General features: G+C 48.5%; 22 protein-coding genes and 1 pseudogene. 10 read left to right on the forward strand and 13 right to left on the reverse strand.

Annotation, left to right across the window (positions count from 1 at the left end):
* Nucleotides 1-417 precede the first annotated feature (417 nt).
* From ACO0LN_RS11865 to ACO0LN_RS11880, 4 genes are all read left to right on the forward strand, one after another.
* Nucleotides 418-852 carry a hypothetical protein gene (locus ACO0LN_RS11865; protein ID WP_422973957.1) on the forward strand — a complete coding sequence of 145 codons (435 nt, stop codon included), beginning with the start codon at nucleotides 418-420 and terminating at the stop codon, nucleotides 850-852.
* Between the two features lie 56 nt (nucleotides 853-908).
* Entirely contained in the window at nucleotides 909-1,043 is a 135-nt protein-coding gene (locus tag ACO0LN_RS11870) for a hypothetical protein (RefSeq protein WP_422973959.1), read from the forward strand.
* Between the two features lie 148 nt (nucleotides 1,044-1,191).
* On the forward strand, nucleotides 1,192-2,235 hold the full coding sequence (locus tag ACO0LN_RS11875) for a DUF2806 domain-containing protein (protein WP_422973961.1): 1,044 nt from the start codon (nucleotides 1,192-1,194) through the stop codon (nucleotides 2,233-2,235).
* Nucleotides 2,236-2,356: 121 nt separating this feature from the next.
* Nucleotides 2,357-3,013 carry a DUF4145 domain-containing protein gene (locus ACO0LN_RS11880; protein ID WP_422973963.1) on the forward strand — a complete coding sequence of 219 codons (657 nt, stop codon included), beginning with the start codon at nucleotides 2,357-2,359 and terminating at the stop codon, nucleotides 3,011-3,013.
* A 30-nt stretch (nucleotides 3,014-3,043) separates the two neighbouring features.
* Here the strand turns inward: ACO0LN_RS11880 and ACO0LN_RS11885 are convergent, their stop codons facing one another.
* The 9 genes and pseudogenes from ACO0LN_RS11885 to ACO0LN_RS11925 all read right to left on the reverse strand — a co-directional run bounded on the left by ACO0LN_RS11885 (nucleotide 3,044) and on the right by ACO0LN_RS11925 (nucleotide 7,421).
* The gene (locus ACO0LN_RS11885) at nucleotides 3,044-3,496 is read right to left on the reverse strand and encodes a phage virion morphogenesis protein (RefSeq protein WP_422973965.1); all 453 of its coding nucleotides are present in this window, start codon (nucleotides 3,494-3,496) and stop codon (nucleotides 3,044-3,046) included.
* Entirely contained in the window at nucleotides 3,496-3,981 is a 486-nt protein-coding gene (locus ACO0LN_RS11890) for a phage tail protein (protein WP_422973967.1), read from the reverse strand. Before ACO0LN_RS11890 ends, ACO0LN_RS11885 begins: the two co-directional genes overlap by 1 nt.
* On the reverse strand, nucleotides 3,981-4,481 hold the full coding sequence (locus tag ACO0LN_RS11895) for a lysis system i-spanin subunit Rz (RefSeq protein WP_422973969.1): 501 nt from the start codon (nucleotides 4,479-4,481) through the stop codon (nucleotides 3,981-3,983). The genes ACO0LN_RS11890 and ACO0LN_RS11895 overlap by 1 nt, the downstream gene beginning before the upstream one ends.
* Before the next feature lie 13 nt (nucleotides 4,482-4,494).
* Nucleotides 4,495-4,995 carry a lysozyme gene (locus tag ACO0LN_RS11900; RefSeq protein WP_422973971.1) on the reverse strand — a complete coding sequence of 167 codons (501 nt, stop codon included), beginning with the start codon at nucleotides 4,993-4,995 and terminating at the stop codon, nucleotides 4,495-4,497.
* On the reverse strand, nucleotides 4,995-5,213 hold the full coding sequence (locus tag ACO0LN_RS11905) for a hypothetical protein (RefSeq protein ID WP_422973973.1): 219 nt from the start codon (nucleotides 5,211-5,213) through the stop codon (nucleotides 4,995-4,997). The genes ACO0LN_RS11900 and ACO0LN_RS11905 overlap by 1 nt, the downstream gene beginning before the upstream one ends.
* Nucleotides 5,214-5,215: 2 nt before the next feature.
* A complete protein-coding gene (locus tag ACO0LN_RS11910) occupies nucleotides 5,216-5,419 on the reverse strand; it encodes a tail protein X (protein WP_422973975.1) in 204 nt (67 codons plus the stop codon).
* A gap of 2 nt (nucleotides 5,420-5,421) precedes the next feature.
* A complete protein-coding gene (locus ACO0LN_RS11915) occupies nucleotides 5,422-5,913 on the reverse strand; it encodes a head completion/stabilization protein (RefSeq protein WP_422973977.1) in 492 nt (163 codons plus the stop codon).
* A gap of 201 nt (nucleotides 5,914-6,114) precedes the next feature.
* A pseudogene (locus ACO0LN_RS11920) lies at nucleotides 6,115-6,531 on the reverse strand (P2 family phage major capsid protein); the annotation flags it as partial.
* A 59-nt stretch (nucleotides 6,532-6,590) separates the two neighbouring features.
* Entirely contained in the window at nucleotides 6,591-7,421 is an 831-nt protein-coding gene (locus ACO0LN_RS11925; RefSeq protein WP_422973979.1) for a GPO family capsid scaffolding protein, read from the reverse strand.
* A 161-nt stretch (nucleotides 7,422-7,582) separates the two neighbouring features.
* On the opposite strand from ACO0LN_RS11925, the gene ACO0LN_RS11930 reads away from it, so the two are divergent.
* Together ACO0LN_RS11930 and ACO0LN_RS11935 are read left to right on the forward strand one after the other, a co-directional pair.
* Nucleotides 7,583-9,412: a terminase ATPase subunit family protein gene (locus tag ACO0LN_RS11930; protein WP_422973981.1), complete on the forward strand. Its 1,830-nt coding sequence runs from the start codon at nucleotides 7,583-7,585 to the stop codon at nucleotides 9,410-9,412.
* Nucleotides 9,409-10,479, forward strand: a complete 1,071-nt coding sequence (locus tag ACO0LN_RS11935) for a phage portal protein (protein WP_422973983.1) — start codon at nucleotides 9,409-9,411, stop codon at nucleotides 10,477-10,479. The genes ACO0LN_RS11930 and ACO0LN_RS11935 overlap by 4 nt, the downstream gene beginning before the upstream one ends.
* 371 nt (nucleotides 10,480-10,850) lie before the next feature.
* On the opposite strand, the gene ACO0LN_RS11940 is transcribed toward ACO0LN_RS11935, so the two are convergent.
* The gene (locus ACO0LN_RS11940) at nucleotides 10,851-11,126 is read right to left on the reverse strand and encodes a hypothetical protein (protein WP_422973985.1); all 276 of its coding nucleotides are present in this window, start codon (nucleotides 11,124-11,126) and stop codon (nucleotides 10,851-10,853) included.
* Between the two features lie 155 nt (nucleotides 11,127-11,281).
* On the opposite strand from ACO0LN_RS11940, the gene ACO0LN_RS11945 reads away from it, so the two are divergent.
* Together ACO0LN_RS11945 and ACO0LN_RS11950 are read left to right on the forward strand one after the other, a co-directional pair.
* Nucleotides 11,282-11,539, forward strand: coding sequence for a type II toxin-antitoxin system HicA family toxin (locus ACO0LN_RS11945; RefSeq protein ID WP_422973987.1), 258 nt, complete (start codon nucleotides 11,282-11,284; stop codon nucleotides 11,537-11,539).
* Between the two features lie 9 nt (nucleotides 11,540-11,548).
* On the forward strand, nucleotides 11,549-11,878 hold the full coding sequence (locus tag ACO0LN_RS11950) for a type II toxin-antitoxin system HicB family antitoxin (RefSeq protein ID WP_422973989.1): 330 nt from the start codon (nucleotides 11,549-11,551) through the stop codon (nucleotides 11,876-11,878).
* Nucleotides 11,879-13,547: 1,669 nt separating this feature from the next.
* Here the strand turns inward: ACO0LN_RS11950 and ACO0LN_RS11955 are convergent.
* Together ACO0LN_RS11955 and ACO0LN_RS11960 are read right to left on the reverse strand one after the other, a co-directional pair.
* Nucleotides 13,548-15,755 carry a DUF4132 domain-containing protein gene (locus ACO0LN_RS11955; RefSeq protein WP_422973991.1) on the reverse strand — a complete coding sequence of 736 codons (2,208 nt, stop codon included), beginning with the start codon at nucleotides 15,753-15,755 and terminating at the stop codon, nucleotides 13,548-13,550.
* A gap of 252 nt (nucleotides 15,756-16,007) precedes the next feature.
* Nucleotides 16,008-16,382: a VOC family protein gene (locus ACO0LN_RS11960; RefSeq protein ID WP_422973993.1), complete on the reverse strand. Its 375-nt coding sequence runs from the start codon at nucleotides 16,380-16,382 to the stop codon at nucleotides 16,008-16,010.
* A gap of 434 nt (nucleotides 16,383-16,816) precedes the next feature.
* On the opposite strand from ACO0LN_RS11960, the gene ACO0LN_RS11965 reads away from it, so the two are divergent.
* Together ACO0LN_RS11965 and ACO0LN_RS11970 are read left to right on the forward strand one after the other, a co-directional pair.
* Nucleotides 16,817-17,437, forward strand: a complete 621-nt coding sequence (locus tag ACO0LN_RS11965; RefSeq protein ID WP_422973995.1) for an ATP-dependent Clp protease proteolytic subunit — start codon at nucleotides 16,817-16,819, stop codon at nucleotides 17,435-17,437.
* An 89-nt stretch (nucleotides 17,438-17,526) separates the two neighbouring features.
* Complete coding sequence (locus ACO0LN_RS11970) at nucleotides 17,527-18,084, forward strand: STM3941 family protein (protein ID WP_422973997.1); 558 nt, start codon at nucleotides 17,527-17,529, stop codon at nucleotides 18,082-18,084.
* A gap of 74 nt (nucleotides 18,085-18,158) precedes the next feature.
* On the opposite strand, the gene ACO0LN_RS11975 is transcribed toward ACO0LN_RS11970, so the two are convergent.
* A complete protein-coding gene (locus ACO0LN_RS11975; RefSeq protein WP_422973999.1) occupies nucleotides 18,159-18,857 on the reverse strand; it encodes a phosphodiester glycosidase family protein in 699 nt (232 codons plus the stop codon).
* Nucleotides 18,858-18,863: the final 6 nt, after the last annotated feature.

Consider the following 18,863-nt stretch of genomic DNA (forward strand, 5'->3'; position numbering starts at 1 on the left):
AAGTTCAATTTCACCCTTGTTCAGAGGGTGGCCGGGTACTTGAACACCGCCGTCAGACGGCCCGCAACTTTCCCCTTGCGGGTCTTGTATCGTTACGCACTACCCGGCCATAGGTAAACCTATGGACGTAAAAAAACCACGACTTTCGGGCGCGGGTGGTTGGCCGCTGACGGTATTAGGTGTGTTCAGCACCTGACGCAAGGATAGCGCAGGTTTGGGTGTTTTGGCAATGTGTATGGTTATGAACACTAAAGTTTCGTAATGGTAAGCAATTAACAACAATTAACTATTAGTACACATAATTCATTTGCTAAATTTAAATATAAATTCGTTAATAAGAGTCTAGATTTGAAATCACCAATCTTCTGTTTTAAGCAGAAGAAAGCATCTACATTTGATTATTACTGGAGGAATTGAATGGATCCGGCTAGAAGATATGAAATTGCGATACGAGCGAGGAGCATTTTGGAACAAGCACACGACTCGTTTATGGAAGCAGTAAAGCAACTTACTTACCAAGAGGGGAGCCCGCATAAACTGCATGTCGAAGACAATGAGCTGGTCGTAGATTGTCTTGGGGTACGTTTGAGTGCTAAGCATCGCTTACTCGTGCGCGATGGTGACTTGATGGGCATTGAGTATAAGTATTGTGCAAGGCTTAAAGATGAGGATGTAGAGGTATGGAAGATGTATGTAGATAGTGATAATTACATCTTCGAGGATGCATTATTTAAGGAAACGATTTGCCAGGCAACGAACAAATATCTTGCTGATCGCATTATTCCAAGAATAGGCGTGGCCCTTTTAAAATCACCTGTTTTTGCTCAAGCGAATGAGATTGCTCATTCGTAGGGTTTTTTGCATCAATTGTCAGATGAATGAACTTTTTACTTTAGGAGGATTTCGAGATGGCAACTAAGAAAATCGGCAGAGATGCTGGCTCAGGTAAATTTATACCAGTAAAAGTGGCTGAAAAAAACAAAAAGACTGCTGTGGTTGAAACAATCAAAATTCCTGCAAAAAAATCGCCAAAACCTAAATGAGGCAGCGGTTTTTGCAAGAATATCGATATTCATTTAAAAACGATGCGAATCCAAAATGCTATTCTAATCTGCGTATTCTTGAGAGCAGAGCAGAGCAGGTTGCGTTGAATAGCGACGTAGCATTATCATTTTTTTTAGGGGCACGTGAATGGATGACTTTCCAGGAGATGAAATTGAAAGTGGAGAAGAAAGTAATGATTTTGTACCTGCTGTTGTCGATTTTTTGAAGACTTATCTTCTTCATCCAACTTCTGCATTCAAGAAAAATGTTGCCAAGGCATTTGGGCATTTGATGAAAATTCCGAATTCGCATATAGATGGGCAGTCGGCAGTGAATAAGGCTTTATATGATGCACGTGTTGACCTCATAAAAGCAACTGGCAAGAAATTGGCAAAGTCAATCGAGGTTGACGAAGACCTAGCAGCAATCGCTTCAAACACTTACGCAGGAAAAATATTACGGCAACAGTTAAATTCCACAAAAGTTCTTCAACATGCTGCTGACGAGATTGAAAAACTTCCACCAATTCCAGAGGGTAAAACTGAAGCGGATAAAACTGTAGAGGATAAAACTGTAGAGGACATCAGTGACGATTGGTTAAATGCCTTTGAGTCTGAAGCAGTCAATATGAGCAGTGAACACATGCAAATGCATTTTGGTAAGATTCTTGCCGGAGAAATACAGAAGCCTGGCTCATACTCTATTCGAACCGTTAAGCTAATCGCCCAATTGGACAATCGTGCAGCAATTTTGTTCAGAAAACTCTGTTCTCTCGCTTGTACTTTGTCTGTTCCTGGAAGAATCATAGACTCCAGAGTTATTGCTATTGGAGATGTTGCCCAATCCAACGGGCTTGTGCCTTATGGTCTGTCGTTCGACGACTTAAACGTATTGTTTGAATACGGGCTGATCATCGGCGACTATAACTCATCAATGCCGTATATTGATACAGTTGTCCGTGATGGGAATAAATGTGGATTGCCCTTCAGATACATGAATATAGATTATGCGCTTGTTCCAAAACCAGGACGCACATGGCAAGAGCAAATCCACTTTAAAGTCAGCGGTGTTGCACTAAGTGTTGCCGGAAGAGAGCTACTGGATATCGTTGAAACAGAAGAAAATGAAACATATTCGAAAGCTTTAACAGCTTTCTTTGATCAAAGGGGTTTTGAATTGACCTTGGTATGATAAATGATGCTACAGCTTATCCAAGCTCCAAATATTCAGCTCTTGTAGATGATATTCATTTAACTTCCAACGATCGCTTTAATATGTCAATAATTTTATATACCTTGCCCTAGGATTTGATATGAACGCGATTTTCGCTCAACGATTCGACGATCTGGCGGCCCAACTTCAGGCTATCAAAGTCACCTCGCGCGTCATAGAAGACGGGTTCACAGTAAGTGAAGACGTTGACAGTGAGTTGTTTTTGAAATGGGTGATCAAAGTTAGAAGTTTGCTTAACAGCGTGTGTGGAGATACGTCACAACATTTCAAACAATTTGAAATTTCATCAAAAGCGGCAACTCACGATTCATCGCTTAATATGGCGAAGCGGCTTGGTGCAATTTTTAATGCAGCCAAAGAGGACTTTGAGGGGGGATATCTTACGACCCTGAAGAAACTTGTACAAGCAGATGTGTTTGAGAGCGAGTTGGAACAAGCACAGGAGCTACTTGATAATAACTACACGCTTGCAGCAGCAGTTATTGCAGGAGTCGTACTCGAGACTGCTATTCGGGACTTGTGCGACGCGAACGGGATTGGTCATGGGAAGTTAGACTTTATGAATGCTGAACTAGCAAAGAAAGGAATCTTTAACAAACTTCAACAGAAGCAAATTACTGCATTAGCCGACATTAGAAATAGTGCAGCCCATGGAAAGCCAAATGAATTTACTAAAGTCGACGTCACCAATATGATTCGAGAAGTAGAGCAATTTTTGTTGAGCTTCTTAAAATAGAGGATCATGAGTTTGTTTGATTTCAAAGAATTAAAGAAATAATAAATTGAAAAATTTCACAACACTTTCACTTTTGAATCCCAAAACCCGCCTCTGCTCGTACTGAGTTTCAACCCCACCCGCCACAACCCTATCCCGTAACCCGTATTGATGCACCCGCGCAATACGGGCTACGCGGCCATAGAAGCCCACTTCCAGCCCGTTGCCGTCTGCCTTTGCCTTGAGGTGGGTGTTGGTGCGCAGCTTGTTGAACATGCTGGCTTTTTGCTTCTTGATGCGGCCTTGCTTGGCCCTGATGTTTTTGCGTTGCTTGCGCGGTGCGTAGGGGGTGCCGTCGGGGTTTTGTTGTGCCTGGATGCGGGTTTGTTGCTGGCGGCGCAGGACTTGTGCCATTTGCAGCGTGAGTTTGCGGCGGGCGGCGGGGTCTAGCCTGGCCAGCAGGGTGCTGGCCCATGTTTCTAGCGCGGTGAGGTCGTCTTGCATTATGTGGGTGGTATGGGGTGTACCTGCCATTCTGCCAGCAGCTTGTCGCCGTTGTAGAGTTGCCAGTAGGGGTCTGTATAGGGTGGCGTGGCTGTGACTTCGCCTGCGTGGGCGATGTCTAGCCGGGTGCCCGTCTGCTTAACGACGACGCGCTCTGTGAGGTCGAGGTCAAGCGAGATATCGACGCTGTTGTGGTTGTTGAAATCGACCATAAAGCGTATGCCTTTGCCCTTGTCGTCGTTGCCCAGGAGGTCTGCCTGGTGGGTGACTACCCAATCGAGCAGGGGCACCATGAGAGCGTCTTCTTCACCGCTGTAGTCGGTGACGATGATGTTTAAGGTGTAGGCATATTCAAACGAGCGTGATTTGGTGCGGGTGGTGACCAGGCTGCCTTTGTCTATAAAGACGAGCAGCTTGTCTGGGTTGCGCTTTAAATCGGGTATGGCAGCCGTTAAATGGGCGCGCAGGCTATTTGGTTTGTACATTATTGCTGACGGTTGGAAATGGCCCTGATTGCCTGGTAGCTGTCTATACAGGCGTTTAATTGCCTGATGGCGTCGTCGCCGTCTGCGGCGATGGCTGCAAGAGCTGCTCCAGCCTCTGGCGTAAGTTCGGCTCGCGTTTCTGGGCTATTGCTGAATCCAGCGGTGGTATCTCTGCTGCTACGGGCGGGGCAAGCTTTGACTGGGATTGACAGGCGCACAGCACCAGTGCGCACGTCAGCAATAAACTTATCGCGTTTGTCTTTTTCATCTTGCAATTCCTTTTGGTGGGTGGTGGCGATGGCGGCCAGGCTGCGGGACATGAGCTTTTCATTTTCGCGTGCTGTGGCTGTGGCTTCTGCTTTGTCCTTTGCTATCTGGGCGGTGAGTTTGTCTACTTGGTGTATGGCGTCTTTGTATTTGACGACACAGAACAGGACGGCGGCTGCTACGGCCAGGGCTATCCATGGACGTGGGTCCAGCAGTTTGATGAAGTCGGGCATGGCGGTGGCTTCCTTATACTGGTTTCAAACAGAGTGCGCGTTCTGCGGCCCGGCGCTTGGTCAGGCCTGCGTACACCACACCACCGGCTTTGTTCCAAAACTGCATTTGATTGCATGCGCCGGTGTAGTCGCCTTTGTTGAGCAAGGTAATCATGGTTGAAGGCTTGCCGCTTTCCAGCACGCAGAAACCGTCTTTGACGTCTTTGCGGCCTGGTCCTACATTGAAGACAAAGCTTGTGAAGGCGGCGCGCTGGTTGTCGTTGAGTGGCACTTTCAGACAGCTTTCCATTGATGCCTTGGCTTTGAGCAGGTCTTGCACTGTCATGTCATCACATTGCTCCATGGTGGCAGTCTGGCCCAGCTTGACGCCACCAGTGTGGCCCCGGCAAATGGTGGGGATGCTGACGGGATCAAGGTAGGCTGTTTGTCTGGTGCCTTCAAACAGGACAATCAGGGGCAAGGCTGCAGCAATGCTAGCAGCTATCAGTTTTTGTTTGATATCGGCGGTACTCATTATTGATTTTTTCCTTTCTGTGCATTGGCACTCTGATTTGCACGTCTGTGGAACCAGGGCTTTATTACCTTGTCGCGTAAGAAGAAAGTAATTTGCAGCACGGTGTAAATAATGGTGAGGATGAATACCCATTCATTGAGCGGCACGCCTAAAACCGTGATGGCACTGATGGCAACGGGCGGTATGGCCTTTATTGTTTCCATGTGGTTTTCGTTCATGGTTAGTCCCACAAGTTAATCATTTGCAGCACTGGCGCTGCAGGTGCGCGGTCTGGCAAAGTGATTGCTCTGCCCATAGGCAAAAACGCGCCCAGGCTGGTAATGCCCGGATTCAAGGCCAGCACGTCAGCGATGCCGCTGGTGCTGCCCAGGTGACGCCAGACCAGCAGGTCTAAGGTGTCGTTTTGTTGGGCGCGTACGATCATGTCTAAATCAGCTCTACCGTGACGTGATGGCGGCCCATAAGGTTTGATATCGCCCAGGCTGCATTTCTGCGTTCTTCGTCTGGGCCGTTTGCCAGGAAGCCGACAAGTTTCTTGTCATCCAGTGACGTGGCGGTGCTGTCGTAATCCTTGTAACGCTCAATCAGATCCGCTTTTGCCGTGCAATAGACAGCGCGCAGGTAATGGGATATCAGGACGCTTTGCCGGTTGACCTGGTCGGCAGGTATGGCGGCCATGCTGGCGTGGCCTGCGCCTACGGCTGACGCTTTCAGCTCTTTGACCTGATCATTGACAAAGATGATGGCGTCCACGGTGGCCGCGATCAGTCGGGCATCAGTGACAGTGCCGTCCAGCCTGATGGCGTCGCGCATGGCGGCAATATCAATGTCTGGAAAGAATCCATCATTGGAAATGATGTTGTCTGGCTGGCTTGAGCTGGTCTGGCCGCCTGGTGCGTTGGCAATAAATGAGGGCATGGGTCTGGATCTTCATTGAGTCAAACAAGTGGGCGGTGGGTGGGCTGTCACAGGGTAAATGGCTAGAAATCCCTGATCGGCCCACGCCGCCCGGCGCCGGAGGGTGCCTCTTATGCAGGTGGCGGCGGGCTGGTGCCCGTTTCATCGTCTGCAGTTTTCTTTAGGCGGCGTTCAAGCCGTTCTATGTCTTTTTTGACGCCTACGGTCCAGCGCCTGGCGTTTGACGATGACGTCACGGATACGGGTTTGGAAATCGGCAAACTTGGCCCAGGCATCAAGCTTTGCATAGGGGATATGCGTATCAAAATCAGTCTTGGCACAGCGGTAGCGGTCATTGGACAGACTGGTCAAATCGCGGGTCTGTCTTTCTGTCTGGGTGGTATCGGTACGGCTGGCGACCGGGCTGGTAATGCCGAGGTGCAGCTTTTCGCCTTCCATTTCGGTGACGCCGATGATGTTGATTTTGCTTAAGAACTCGCTGGATTGTTGTATCTTGGTTTCCAGCTTTTGTTGCACTGTGGGTGCGATGCTAAAAGTCTTGGTGGCGTCATCGACGCCGTTGAGTTCGCTCAGGCGGGCCAGCAAGGAATTGAAGGCCAGGCGGGTATTGTTTCTCATGCGTGCTTACTCCGTGTTTTGAATGTGTTGGTGTTGTGGTGTGCCTTGCGCTTGCAGGCTTAACAGTCGGTTTGTTCTGTGCCGTTGCCGCCTGTGGCTGTTGGGCGGGTGATCTGGTTGCCGGGTTCTTTGTCGAGCTGGGTTTTCAGGCTGTTGAAATTGTCGGTGACGGTTTTGAGATTCTTTTCCAGCTCGGTGACGCGTTTGCTGGCTTCGTTGAAGCGGGTTTCTTGTTCACTGGCATGATCAAGAAGGCTTTCGACGGCCTGGCCGATATCAGCAAAACGGGCATCGTCACCTGTTTTTTTGCTGCTGAAACTGTTCAGCAGGCCTTTAACTTTGGCGGCCAGGCTGGTGGTTTCTGTATCGACTTCTTCAAATTCCAGCAGAGTTTCTGTGGCTTCTGAAAACAGATTGCCGGGGCTGGCCTTACGGCTAGCAAAAGGGTTAGTTTCGTTTTGAGCGGCAAAGGCAAGAATTTCAGTACCAAGGCTGGCCGGACTATCTGTGACGCCCAGGCCGACAAGATAGGCTTCGCCAGTGTCGGCAAACTTGTCATTGATTTCTACACTGGTGTAGATTTTTTGCTTGGCCTTGGTCATGGCGACCAGGTCAGGGGTTGGTTCTATCTGGGCAAACAGCGCCAGTTTTTTATTGCCGTCTATGGTGACTTCTTCTGCCTTTACTGCAGTCACGTCACCATAAGCACGGAATGGACTATCGGCCAGCGTGCCGCGGATATGTTCCATCCAGATGCGTGCGCCATATTTTTGCGGGTCGAAGTTTTTTGCCATCTGCTGAATCCAACTGCGTTCAATCTTGCGGCCGTCTGTTGTCGCGCCTTCGAGCGCCACACGGAAAAATTTTGATTTGAATTTTTTTGTGGTCATGGTTTGATGGTGTAGGTTGTCGGTTTCAAGAATTGATTTCTGGCTGTGCAGTTGCCATAGTCTGCTCTGTGGGTTTTCCCTTCAATCAGCAGGGAGTTGATAAGATTTATAACAACTTGCTCGGACTGCCTGCGCGGGCGCGAAGCCCGTAATCTGGCGGCATGATTGATCTTGCCGACGATGACACGTCTGAAACCCTCACCGAAAACGACACAGAAGCGCCAACAGATGGCGCGACTGTTGCGCCCACTTACGACCTGAAGAAACACGCGCAGGCCTTGTACTGGCAGGGCTGGCGCATTTCATCCATTGCCCGGCATCTGGACATCAAGCGCACCACTGTGCAGAGCTGGTGCGACCGCGAAAAATGGGACGACACCCCGTTTATAGAAAAGATAGAAGCCAGCCTTGAAACGCGCCTGGTTCAACTGATTGCCAAGGAAGTTAAGACAGGTGGCGACTTCAAGGAAATAGATTTGCTGATGCGCCAGGCTGTGCAAACAGCGCGTGTGCGACGCTATGAGGCACCGGGCGGTAATGAAGTGGATTTGAATCCTAAGCTGGCAAATCGCAATGCCGGGCCAAAGAAGAAACCAGCACGCAATGATTTTAGTGATGAGCAGCGGGATCAACTGTTAGAGGCGTTTAGGGATTCGCTGTTTGATTATCAGAAGGTATGGCTGCGCAATGGGCATGAGCGCACGCGAGTGATTTTGAAGTCACGGCAGATTGGGGCTACCTGGTACTTTGCGCGTGAGGCATTGGCCGATGCCATGGAAACCGGGCGCAATCAGATATTTTTGTCTGCATCGAAGGCGCAGGCGCATGTTTTCAAGCAATACATCATTCAGTTTGCCAAGGAGGCGGCGGGTATTGAGCTGGCGGGTGACCCGATTGTGTTGCCAAATGGCGCACATCTTTACTTCTTGGGTACCAATGCCAGGACGGCACAGGGCTATCACGGCAATTTCTATTTTGATGAATTTTTTTGGACGCATAAGTTTCAGGAATTGAACAAGGTAGCGTCTGGTATGGCGCTGCATAAGCAGTGGCGTAAGACTTACTTTTCTACGCCGTCAAGCATCACGCATGAGGCTTACCCTTTCTGGACGGGGGAGCTGTTCAACAAGCGGCGGCCTAAAAAAGACCGGGTGAATATTGATGTCAGTCACAAACGGCTTGCGTCTGGTTTTACGGGCGAAGACAAGATGTGGCGGCAGATTGTAACGATCATGGACGCTCAGGCTGGGGGCTGCGATCTGTTCGATATTGATGAGCTGCGCCTGTATGAGTACAGCCCGGATCAGTTTGAAAACCTGCTGATGTGTCAGTTTATTGATGACACGGCGTCTGTGTTCCCTTTGCAAGAGCTGCAAAAGTGCATGGTAGATGCCTGGGTAGATTGGACAGACTTTAAGCCATTTACCACGCGGCCTTATGGGGATAACCCGGTCTGGATAGGGTACGACCCGGCATTCACTGGCGATAGTGCCGGGCTGGTGATCCTTGCGCCACCACGCACGCCTGGCGGCAAGTTCCGGGTGTTGGAGCGCATGCAGTTCAGGGGCATGGACTTTGCGGCCCAGGCTGAACAGATACGGCAATCCACGATTCGCTATCACGTTGCCTTTATTGGTATTGACGCCACCGGTATGGGCGAGGGTGTGCACCAGCTCGTTAAGAACTTCTATCCCAATGTGACCAAGATCAATTATGACCCGGCTGTGAAGAGCCGCATGGTCATCAAGGCCCGCGATGTGATCAGCAAGGGGCGGCTGGAATTTGACGCCGGGGCCACGGATCTGGCGCAGGCATTCATGACGATTAAAAAGACGCTGACGGCGAGCGGCCAGCATGTGACCTATGTGGCAGACCGTAGCGAGGAAACCGGGCATGCAGACCTTGCCTGGGCGTGTATGCATGCGCTGGACCATGAGCCATTAGACGGCGGCATAGGCAGCAATCAATCATTTATGGAGGTGTATTCATGACGAGAAAGAAGAGGCGCGGCCAGGAAGTTATAACGCATAGTGCCGCGCCGGAACAGACCACGGCGGTTTTGGCACCGCCGCCGGGTGCTGAAGTGTTCAGTTTTGGCGACCCTACGCCGGTATTAGACCGCGCTGAAATTCTGGACTATATCGAGTGCTGGACGAATGGGCGGTATTACGAACCGCCCATCAGTTGGGACGGCCTGGCTAAGTCTTTCAGGGCCAGTGTGCACCATTCGACGGCCATCTATGTAAAACGCAACCTGCTGGCGGCCACGTTTGTGCCGCATGCCTTGCTGTCACGCGAGGCGTTTAGCCGGTTTGCACTGGATTTTTTGGTGTTTGGCAATGCCTATCTGGAAAACCGCAAGAGCCGCACCGGCAAGCCTTTGCAGCTTGAGCCTGCACTTGCCAAGTACATGCGCCGGAGTAGTGACGATTTAAGCAAATACGCTTTTGTGCGCGGCTGGCAAGACGAGCACGAATTTGAAGCCGGGACGATTTTTCATTTGATGGAACCGGATATTAATCAAGAGGTGTACGGCCTGCCTGAATACCTGAGCGCCTTGCATTCTGCCTGGTTGAATGAGGCGGCGACGCTGTTCAGGCGCAAGTATTACAAGAACGGTTCACACGCCGGTTTCATCTTGTACATGACGGACCCGGCACAGAATCAAAGTGACGTTGACAACATGCGCCAGGCGCTGCGCGACAGCAAGGGGCCGGGCAATTTCCGCAATGTGTTTATGTATGCACCGAACGGCAAAAAGGACGGCATCCAGATATTGCCGGTGTCTGAGGTGGCGGCCAAGGATGAGTTTTTCAGCATCAAGAACGTGACACGCGACGACATGCTGGCTGCGCACCGGGTGCCGCCCCAGTTGCTGGGCCTGGTGCCGAACAATACGGGCGGTTTTGGGGCTGTTGAACCGGCGGCCAAGGTATTTGCCATGAACGAGCTGGAGCCGCTGCAGGCGCGTTTCAGGGAGTGCAACGAGTGGATAGGCGAGGAAGTAATCCGATTTACCCCATATTCTCTAGGTGACGCAGGAGGCACCACAAAATGAGTGATATCGCTGATATGTCAGACAGGAATGTAGAAACGTTTATTGCTTCTGCCATCGCACATGCCCGCAATAAGCCGATAATGAAGAGTATCGGGCGTTGTCGGTTTTGTGACGAGGCTGTTAGCTCTGGCTTGTTGTTCTGCAACCACGATTGCCGGGATGACTTTGAGAGGCAAGAACGCTGTTTGGCTTTGAATAATAGATACGGCAATTGAACTTAAAACATTAACGCGAACAACTCAACAATAGTTCACTTTTAAAGTCATTGGACTGTCATGAATTAGGTATAACCTGCAAATGACATCTCCTCGGTGTTGAGCGCTTCTTGGCAGCCTTTGGCTGCCTTTTTTTTGCCCTGGGCAATCTTCCAATTAATCATTTGCAATATAGTAATTGCACATTGTTATCAGGCCGCTGAGTTTTTTCGCGTCATCTCTTGCAAGTAAAATATCCCTCACCTCGGCAATCTGGGTGCGGCTGGGGATGATTTCTGTAGGGCTTTTGCACATCCAGTCGGTCAAAATTGCCGTGATTTTTTTACGCCCAAGATTAGCAACTTCTTTACGTGTAGGCACGCAGATTTCTATCTTTTCACCTTTTTGTGTGGCTGCCCACTTCTTTGCAGCTTTGAGGTTTTCATCTGGCACACCAAATCTGTCATACGACTGTTGCATAGGTAGTACTCCAGAACTTGTCAATTCAGTTTAGAAGATGCTGGTAATTTTGTCATTGATACTAAATGCATTTGTATATGGTGTCAAATTATGGTTGCATGGTGTCAAATTGTGGTACTATGCAAAGCATGAAAAGCGCACACACAAAAACCCTGAAAGTCATTTTCACTAACCCTGTTTCCATGACATTGGAATGGTCACGAATTGAATCTCTTTTCGTGGCGCTGGGTGCAAAGACCATTGAAGGTGAAGGTTCACGAGTTCGTTTTTTGTTGAATGATGTAGTTGGTACTTTTCACCGGCCACATCCACAGAAAGAAGCCAAAGCGTACCAAGTTCGGGATGCCCGTGCTTTTCTACAATTAGCAGGCATCAAGCCAGAATAGGAGCAAGAAATGGGAATGATGACTTACAAGGGCTATGCGGCCCGCATTGAATACAGCGAAGAGGATGAGTGCTTCGTCGGCCACATTGCCGGTATCCGTGATGTGGTTGGTTTTCATGGCGACTCAGTCAGCGAATTGAAAACGGCCTTTGAAGAGGCGGTCGATGATTATTTGGCGGTTGCTGAGAAAACCGGCAGGCCAGCACAGAAACCATATTCCGGCAATATGCGTCTGAGAATTTCACCAGAAACACACGCAAGAGCTGCAATGTATGCAGAGGCATCAGGAAAGAGTTTAAACACCTGGGTAGCCGATCTACTGGAAACACACACACATTAAAGCTTCGCCCCTCAGAAGCCCTATAAAGCCGCCTTGCGCGGCTTTTCTTTTGCCCGCTTGCCTGGTGCCAAGGTCAGCGGCAAGCCCGCGCCACCCGGCCGATTTCGATTTTGTTGCATTTTTGCAATATTTTACCCATTTCACCCCCTGGCGCGCAGACATCCCCCCACCACGCCTGCCCGCTAAATAGGTCGCTTTTTACTCAAATATGCGTCATCAGTTAGGGCCAAGCCTGGCTTGCGTTTGCGGCCGCATGGATGGCCCCAAACGCTGACGCAATTTGACGCAAATTTCATGTGATGAGCACTTAACCGTTTCGATATTCGAAGCAGTTGATCAACTGAGGGGATAAGTACCTCAGTTGTATCTATAATAGATAAAGCTGTACAGATTATCTGTATGGTTGGCGACTACCTTGACAATAAGGTGTCGGGTAGTTTTCAACTGATGAGATAATCTCATCAGTTGAGTGTCACTAGAACTATCGTCATAATGACGGTGATTGGGGCCATTTGATCTTCGCCTGTATCGATGGCCGAAACGGTTAATCAGTTGGGGGGATAATCCCCTCAACTGCCATCATTATGGTGACGACTGGGGAGAATATCTCCTTCGTTCGGCGGTCTGCACAGTCTGTCGTCAACGCTTGCCCGATAACGTGTTTGTGTTCCATCTATTGTGATTTTCCCAATGGTTCTATGCCATTTCAACTATGGAGAACAACTCCGCGGTTGGAGCCAGTTGTGGTGATTATCTCCACGACTGAAACCGTTTTGAATGGCAACCATCATGATTATCCTGATAGTTGAATACGGTCTGTATATAGGGAAAGCTCTAGTTTTCTCTAAATTTGGGATGGCCTCGGGAAAAAGGTAACTAAGGTAACGGCATCAATAAATCAATGCTAAGTTATTGATTTATATGGATATATCTTGTTACTTTATTTGGTAACTTTAGGTAATTGAAAAGGTAACTTATTTTTAAGTCTTTGATTTATAAGGATATCTATAAATGAAGAAAATACTCTTTATATAGGTAACTAGAATACCTTTACATTACCTTATTATTACCTTTTGCTATTCGCTGGAAAGCCTTATGTATCAACGGTTTCCACGGTTTCGATTGATTAAGTTACCTAAGTTACCTTTTTCCCGAGGGGTACTTTATTTTAAAGTTCTAACGAATCAAGACGAATTATGGTCAATGATATGTCTGTTGGAGAATAATTGACGTTTGTTTAATCGTTGCTACCAAGTACTACTGTCTCGCCCAAATGGTGCTAAAGCTGTTTCGACATATGCACGGTGGATTCATAGTTGGGGTCTTACTTTGTATTACGCACAGCTTACCCACCTACAACGCAACATATTGATTTAAAAGAAAAATATATTCCTGTCGGCGGGACCAGTTGCACAAACTGCAATCAATCTAAGGCAATATAAAAAGTAGTTAAATCAAAGGGTTAGGCGCATATTGTGCCGCTTATGCAACCCGCAAAACACCGATAAAACCTGAATAGCTATTTAAGTCATTACGCCAAATTTACGCCAAACTTTCTTGAGGTGGTCTATGGCGAACGCCAGTAAACCTTAGGTTGCTCGGCATGCCCAAATTGCAATCCAAGGTGCGCACGAATTTTTTGAGGTTTGTCAATCAAGCAGTTTGCTTGTCATGTCATTAGCCTGGCAACGTTATCAAGGATGCGTTGTAGCAAAATCTCATCGTATGGTAGCCATGGCATTGCTGCCAACTGTGCTTTTTCCTGGTTGACGGCAATCTCGATTGGTTCGCCGCCTTTCATCACCCTTGCTGTTGCAATATGAATGGCATACTCGCCAACATGGACATGCCGCTCATCAAGCGTGATCTTGCCTTCCTTGATTTGCCTGGCAAGCACCATAGCGAGTGTATTCTTTCTGTTGCTTGCCATAACACCGAGTGGCAAGTTGGAAAGATGGGCCAGGTGCCTCCATCTTGCAACTGTAGGGTGATATGCCGGTGGTGCAGATTGTGCAGATTGTGCAGATGGCGCGGCTTGCTCAGCATAGTGCAAGCCTAAATCGCCTGCTGTCACTGGTTTCTCGTTAGCTTCGTTGTCAGTTGCAAAGCTGGTGACACTGACCAGCAAATCGACTGCGCGTGCGACTTCCGAGAAAATGACAATATCGAGATCGGCAATCGGCAGATCTTCCCAACGCTTTCCATTCTTGTGTGCGAAACGAAGTTTGCCCGACGTGCCGTAACCAGTCGCACCGGGATAGAGGTCTGCCGAGATGTCAAAATTTGCACTGACATCGCCAAACTGGCGGCTCAGTCCTTCATACTTGCTGATAGACCATCCTTCCTTGCGTGCCAGACCGATTAGCGGCCTGATGGAAACGATATGTCCCTCAAACATGGAAGACTCGTTCGAGCTAAGCTCTTTGCTATCCGCTACATAGTGTTCGCGGAAAACTTGCCGCAATGGTTGCTTGATTTTGCGGGCAAAAAAGATGCTCTGCCACGCATGTCTTTCAGCGGCAATAGCAGTAAGAGGATGCCAGAGGCTGATGGTACTGGCATGATCAACGACATGAGCAGTACCATCTGCACTTGTCATGTAGGTGTCGGCATTCGAGGTGGTCTCGGTGAAAGACAAATTCCTGCCATCTTGCCTTTGTTCCAGCCATACGACGCTGTTGGCAAACGCAGCGCCTGCAGGCGTGTCAACCAGATGCTTTCTCCATTCTTCAACACTCAGCGCCATTTTTAGCCAGTAACCTGACTCCATGCAACTGGCAAGCAGGGATAGGTGTTTTTTGCCGGGCTTTGCATCTGCCGTCATACGTAGTGCAACACTGGGTCTTTCTGCGAGAGCGCGCTCTGCCGGTTTTACATTACGGGAAAGCTTTTTCTTGATGCCAGCATGACGGACAAGAGCAAGCGTATCGCGCAACGCCCTAACACTTTCTGGTGTTGGCACTGCTTCGATTGAATGTCCCATTGTAATGGCGACTGATTGTGATGGAGTTGTCTTGGCAGCCGTAGGCGCAACACAAACACCTGCCAGTAGCGGGCCAATAATCGGGCGTAACCACGGTTCATCTCTGTAGGCGGCAACACGGGCTGCTCGACTGATGACTTGTGCGTCATCAGTGCTGAAAGCAGCATCGGCCTTGTAAGCTATCTTCCCAGTTTGAATTTCATTGATGTGTTGCGCAGCAGATAGCAAAGTTTCGCGCGCAAACTCAATGTAAGCAGCTTCGTCAGCCAATACAATTGCGGGATCATCAATCGCAAGTTGAGAGCCTGATGGCATGAAATACCCGTTGATCGTACCTGCCAGGGCGAGCAGGCTACTCGGACTGAGTTCAGGCAGGATGTCAAATTCGAGCAAGCGGTATGGCGAGTTTTTATAGCGCTCAGCCACTTCAGACCTTAATTCAGGCAATCCATGTCCACCTGCAAAATGGCTGATTGCATATGCCTTGTATTCCCTGCTTTCAGGATAACTGGAAGGTTTTGTTTCTAGAATCCTGATCAACTCTTGTTGCAGGGGAGCGGCAGGTTTTTCTGCAAGATAAGACAAATCTCTGAGTGCTTGCTCCCATTGCCCCGCTTTGATGTGACGAAAAACTTCCAGGGCACTAAATTCATCAAGCACAGGAGCTAGTTCAGCTTCTTCTATCTGCTTGCACAAGGAGTGTGCAAATTGAGCACGGGGATCCTTGAATTCAAGAGTTTGGGCACGGCGCATAGCTGGCCAGATTGAGCCTAACTGCCTGGCATCGAGCAAGGACAGATCAAACGGGGCACCGGTGAAGCGGGGATGATCCGGTAACTCGCTGAGGCGATTCAGTAAATGTTGGACAGTGTTTTCTTGTATCTGATCATGCATATATGCATTGCTTCTTGATATGGTGAGCTTGCCGTTTATATCGCAAATTTTAATGGGCTTAGCCCGGCATGTTGCCGCGAATGACAGACATGCACTGATTCAAACATGCACTGATTCAAACATGCACTGACTAAAAAACGTTAAACCATCCTGACCTTCATTTTCCATTTTTTTCGTACGCCAAATCCATGTCATCCACAAACCTAAGGGGGGGGGCGGCAATCTTTGATAGTACCGGGGAAAGTCATAAGATCAGATCTCAGGCTCGTGGTAAACCGCTTCAATGTTATGACCATCAGGACCAATCACAAAAGCCGCATAGTACCGCCCCTGATATTGTGAGCGCAGACCGGGAGGGCCATTGTCTTTGCCACCGGCCTCAAGTGCAGCACGGTAGAAATCTTCCACCTGTTGCCTGCTTTCTGCCTTAAAGGCAAGGTGAAGATGGGCGGGTTTTTCATCGGTTTGATACAGGCACAATGACACTTCATCATTGGCACAAAGCTCGACCCCGTAGCTCGGTATCCCCTCGGCTATTACTTTTACACCTAAGGGCTCTAATGCCTTAAGGAAGAAGGTTTTGCTCGCAGTGAAGTCACTGACTCCGAATTTGACGTGATCAAACATGGCTTATCCTGGGATGATTGCCTGTGCAAAAGCAATTAGTTTTAAATGCGCATTCAAAACTTAGCAGAAAATTTCCAATCAGGCAATTGTGATGATCTTTGATTATGCATTCACGCATTTGTTCAGTTTTTAATCCAGAAAATTGCCTATGTGCAATGCAATGCTTATTTATTTTAGTTGATGGCACTGTTTTCTCACTTTAAGAAGTGATTTTAATTTGCGCAAAAACTGCTTTAAATAATAAGATGCCGAAAAGTAAATCCTTTTTGCTTGTATGCGGATTTGGTTTTCACCAGGTATTGCTCTGGATAGGGCTAATACATATTCGAAGTAACTCTTGCAATAAAGATGATAGGTATATGAAATTGAATTCCCGGATAATTTTATTGTTCTTGGCACTATGTAGTACTTTTTTTTCAGCTCATGTTTCTGCGATGAGCATGGTACGTTCATATGAAACCCTGATCCTGTTTGGTGGTGTTGAACCAGATGATGCAGAGCGCTTTCGCAAACATCTTGAAAAAGGTGTGGTCAGGCAAGTTGTTTTGAGTGAGAGCCCGGGTGGCGATTTGAGAGCGGGTTATGCCATCGCTGAACTTATCGCTGCCAACAAAATCAATACGGCAGTTCAGGGAAATTGTTTTTCTTCATGTGCGATCATTTTCATGGCTGGTGTGAAAAGGCAAATGCTGGCAGGCAAAGCGCTCTCTCGCACACGCCTGGGCTTCCATGGCCCGCATAAAAAACAGACACATGAGGTCGCGGTGGCGGCGATTCCCCACTTGCGTGAATGGTTGCTGGCAGCAACGCAAGGTAAATTCCCCGAAGAGATATTGAATCGTGCGATGTATATAGATCGTGCTGGTGACATGATGCTATTTTACTACCCTGGACAAAGCCGTTTTGGCGACATCCGTTTTTGCACTGAGGGTTCCATTCGTTGTGAAGGTGTAGAAGGCTACGACATTGTCAGTGTAGGCATTCTGACGACGGCTGAATTGCTGGATTCTGACAGCCTTGCCCCCGCGGCTTCAGGCAATAAGGCAAGTCAATAAGCTGTAGCCTCATGAAAAAATGCTTTGCTCTCTACTGCTGACCTGCTCCTGAATCTGCTTTTAAATCTGCTTATAAATAAGGTGCACTGATGAACCATGATTTGAATGTCGAAGACGAAAAGCGCATAGATTTAAGCAAGAGCAAATTACGCCTGTTGTTTGTCGGCTCCATCCTGTTTGTCGCAATGGGCATCTGGATGGTGCAATTGGATGCTGCTGAAATTGAGGCACATAGCCGTTATAACAATCCTGTCATGATGCATGGCATAGGTGTAGTGGCTATCCTGTTTTTTGGGCTTTGTGCTGTGTTTGGTGCCAGAAAATTGCTGGATGACAGACCGGGTCTGATATTGAATTCGGCTGGTTTGCTCGATAATAGCAGTGCAGTTGCCGCGGGCTTTGTACCGTGGTCTGAAGTTGTTGGATTCAGTATTTTTGAAATGCAACACCAGAAAACCCTGGTCGTCAGGGTGCGCGAGCCAGAGCGCTACATTGCTGCTGGTGGCATGTTCAAGCGCATGCTGAACCGCATGAATTACAAGCTGTGTGGTAGCGCGGTCGTCATTTCAGCCAACTCCCTAAAGCTGAGTTTTGATGAGTTGCTGGAGATCAGTCATACCTACTTTCGTAGGTATGGCGATAAGTGATCAAGCTACGCGTTGTAGCCCAAGATAGCCCAGGGTGAGCAGGGTAGAGCGAATAAGGAACATCAACGCACTAATCAACGAACTACCGCGATGATCGGCCCCAAATCTACGGTCACGTCATTCCTGTTGAGTTCCACTGAATAAATGCCAGAGATACTGCCATCCAGATACAGGGCATCCTGGCAGTGCAGCGTGTCGCGAAAAAATATCGCCATCTCATAAAAATTGACAGGCTGTTCGCTGATCACAAATATTGCTTTACTGCCGATTACACCAACACCGTTACGCTTCAGGCGTGAATTTGAATCGGGTTTGAATGCGGGATGTATGGCGCCGTTTCTCAGCAGTAGCGGGCCAGACTGGGTCGCCAGTAAAACATCCTTGGCCAGTGCCGGATATTCTGAAGATTCAACCACCTGCGGGCCTGATTTGTTGAGCAGGAAAACGCCATTTGGTTTCAGGAAAAAATTTCCCCAGTTGCTGCTCAAGTTCAGTGCAGAGATCTGTTCTCCATTTTGTACAAACAGACCTACAGGTGAGTAGTCTGCATGGTACATGCCAGCGTTCATCGCGAACAGCAGTTGCTTGTTGCGTGCTGCCAGTGAATTCTTAAGTTGCTCAAAGCGCCTGTATCCCTTGCCAGCTTCATCACGCAAGAACAACTGCAACTCTTCATGTTCCGTATCTACAGTGATGACGGTGAAGCGTGGGTCAGCGGCCTGGCATGCCAGGCTGAGTAACAAGCACGTCAACAGCAATAAGATTTTTTTCATGCAGGA

This window comes from Undibacterium sp. TC9W, from assembly GCF_049339865.1.
In the GTDB taxonomy this organism is placed as follows: Bacteria; Pseudomonadota; Gammaproteobacteria; order Burkholderiales; family Burkholderiaceae_D; genus Undibacterium.

Bases quoted from the DNA above. Each gene is read 5' to 3' on its own strand.
- ACO0LN_RS11925 (WP_422973979.1), bottom strand. From the start codon at position 7,421: ATGACCACAAAAAAATTCAAATCAAAATTTTTCCGTGTGGCGCTCGAA.
- ACO0LN_RS11870 (WP_422973959.1), top strand. From the start codon at position 909: ATGGCAACTAAGAAAATCGGCAGAGATGCTGGCTCAGGTAAATTTATA.
- ACO0LN_RS11970 (WP_422973997.1), top strand. From the start codon at position 17,527: ATGAACCATGATTTGAATGTCGAAGACGAAAAGCGCATAGATTTAAGC.
- ACO0LN_RS11875 (WP_422973961.1), top strand. From the start codon at position 1,192: ATGGATGACTTTCCAGGAGATGAAATTGAAAGTGGAGAAGAAAGTAAT.
- ACO0LN_RS11905 (WP_422973973.1), bottom strand. From the start codon at position 5,213: ATGAACGAAAACCACATGGAAACAATAAAGGCCATACCGCCCGTTGCC.
- ACO0LN_RS11865 (WP_422973957.1), top strand. From the start codon at position 418: ATGGATCCGGCTAGAAGATATGAAATTGCGATACGAGCGAGGAGCATT.
- ACO0LN_RS11935 (WP_422973983.1), top strand. From the start codon at position 9,409: ATGACGAGAAAGAAGAGGCGCGGCCAGGAAGTTATAACGCATAGTGCC.
- ACO0LN_RS11885 (WP_422973965.1), bottom strand. From the start codon at position 3,496: ATGCAAGACGACCTCACCGCGCTAGAAACATGGGCCAGCACCCTGCTG.
- ACO0LN_RS11880 (WP_422973963.1), top strand. From the start codon at position 2,357: ATGAACGCGATTTTCGCTCAACGATTCGACGATCTGGCGGCCCAACTT.
- ACO0LN_RS11965 (WP_422973995.1), top strand. From the start codon at position 16,817: ATGAGCATGGTACGTTCATATGAAACCCTGATCCTGTTTGGTGGTGTT.
- ACO0LN_RS11890 (WP_422973967.1), bottom strand. From the start codon at position 3,981: ATGTACAAACCAAATAGCCTGCGCGCCCATTTAACGGCTGCCATACCC.
- ACO0LN_RS11960 (WP_422973993.1), bottom strand. From the start codon at position 16,382: ATGTTTGATCACGTCAAATTCGGAGTCAGTGACTTCACTGCGAGCAAA.
- ACO0LN_RS11950 (WP_422973989.1), top strand. From the start codon at position 11,549: ATGGGAATGATGACTTACAAGGGCTATGCGGCCCGCATTGAATACAGC.
- ACO0LN_RS11955 (WP_422973991.1), bottom strand. From the start codon at position 15,755: ATGCATGATCAGATACAAGAAAACACTGTCCAACATTTACTGAATCGC.
- ACO0LN_RS11930 (WP_422973981.1), top strand. From the start codon at position 7,583: ATGATTGATCTTGCCGACGATGACACGTCTGAAACCCTCACCGAAAAC.
- ACO0LN_RS11900 (WP_422973971.1), bottom strand. From the start codon at position 4,995: ATGAGTACCGCCGATATCAAACAAAAACTGATAGCTGCTAGCATTGCT.
- ACO0LN_RS11910 (WP_422973975.1), bottom strand. From the start codon at position 5,419: ATGATCGTACGCGCCCAACAAAACGACACCTTAGACCTGCTGGTCTGG.
- ACO0LN_RS11975 (WP_422973999.1), bottom strand. From the start codon at position 18,857: ATGAAAAAAATCTTATTGCTGTTGACGTGCTTGTTACTCAGCCTGGCA.
- ACO0LN_RS11895 (WP_422973969.1), bottom strand. From the start codon at position 4,481: ATGCCCGACTTCATCAAACTGCTGGACCCACGTCCATGGATAGCCCTG.
- ACO0LN_RS11945 (WP_422973987.1), top strand. From the start codon at position 11,282: ATGAAAAGCGCACACACAAAAACCCTGAAAGTCATTTTCACTAACCCT.
- ACO0LN_RS11915 (WP_422973977.1), bottom strand. From the start codon at position 5,913: ATGCCCTCATTTATTGCCAACGCACCAGGCGGCCAGACCAGCTCAAGC.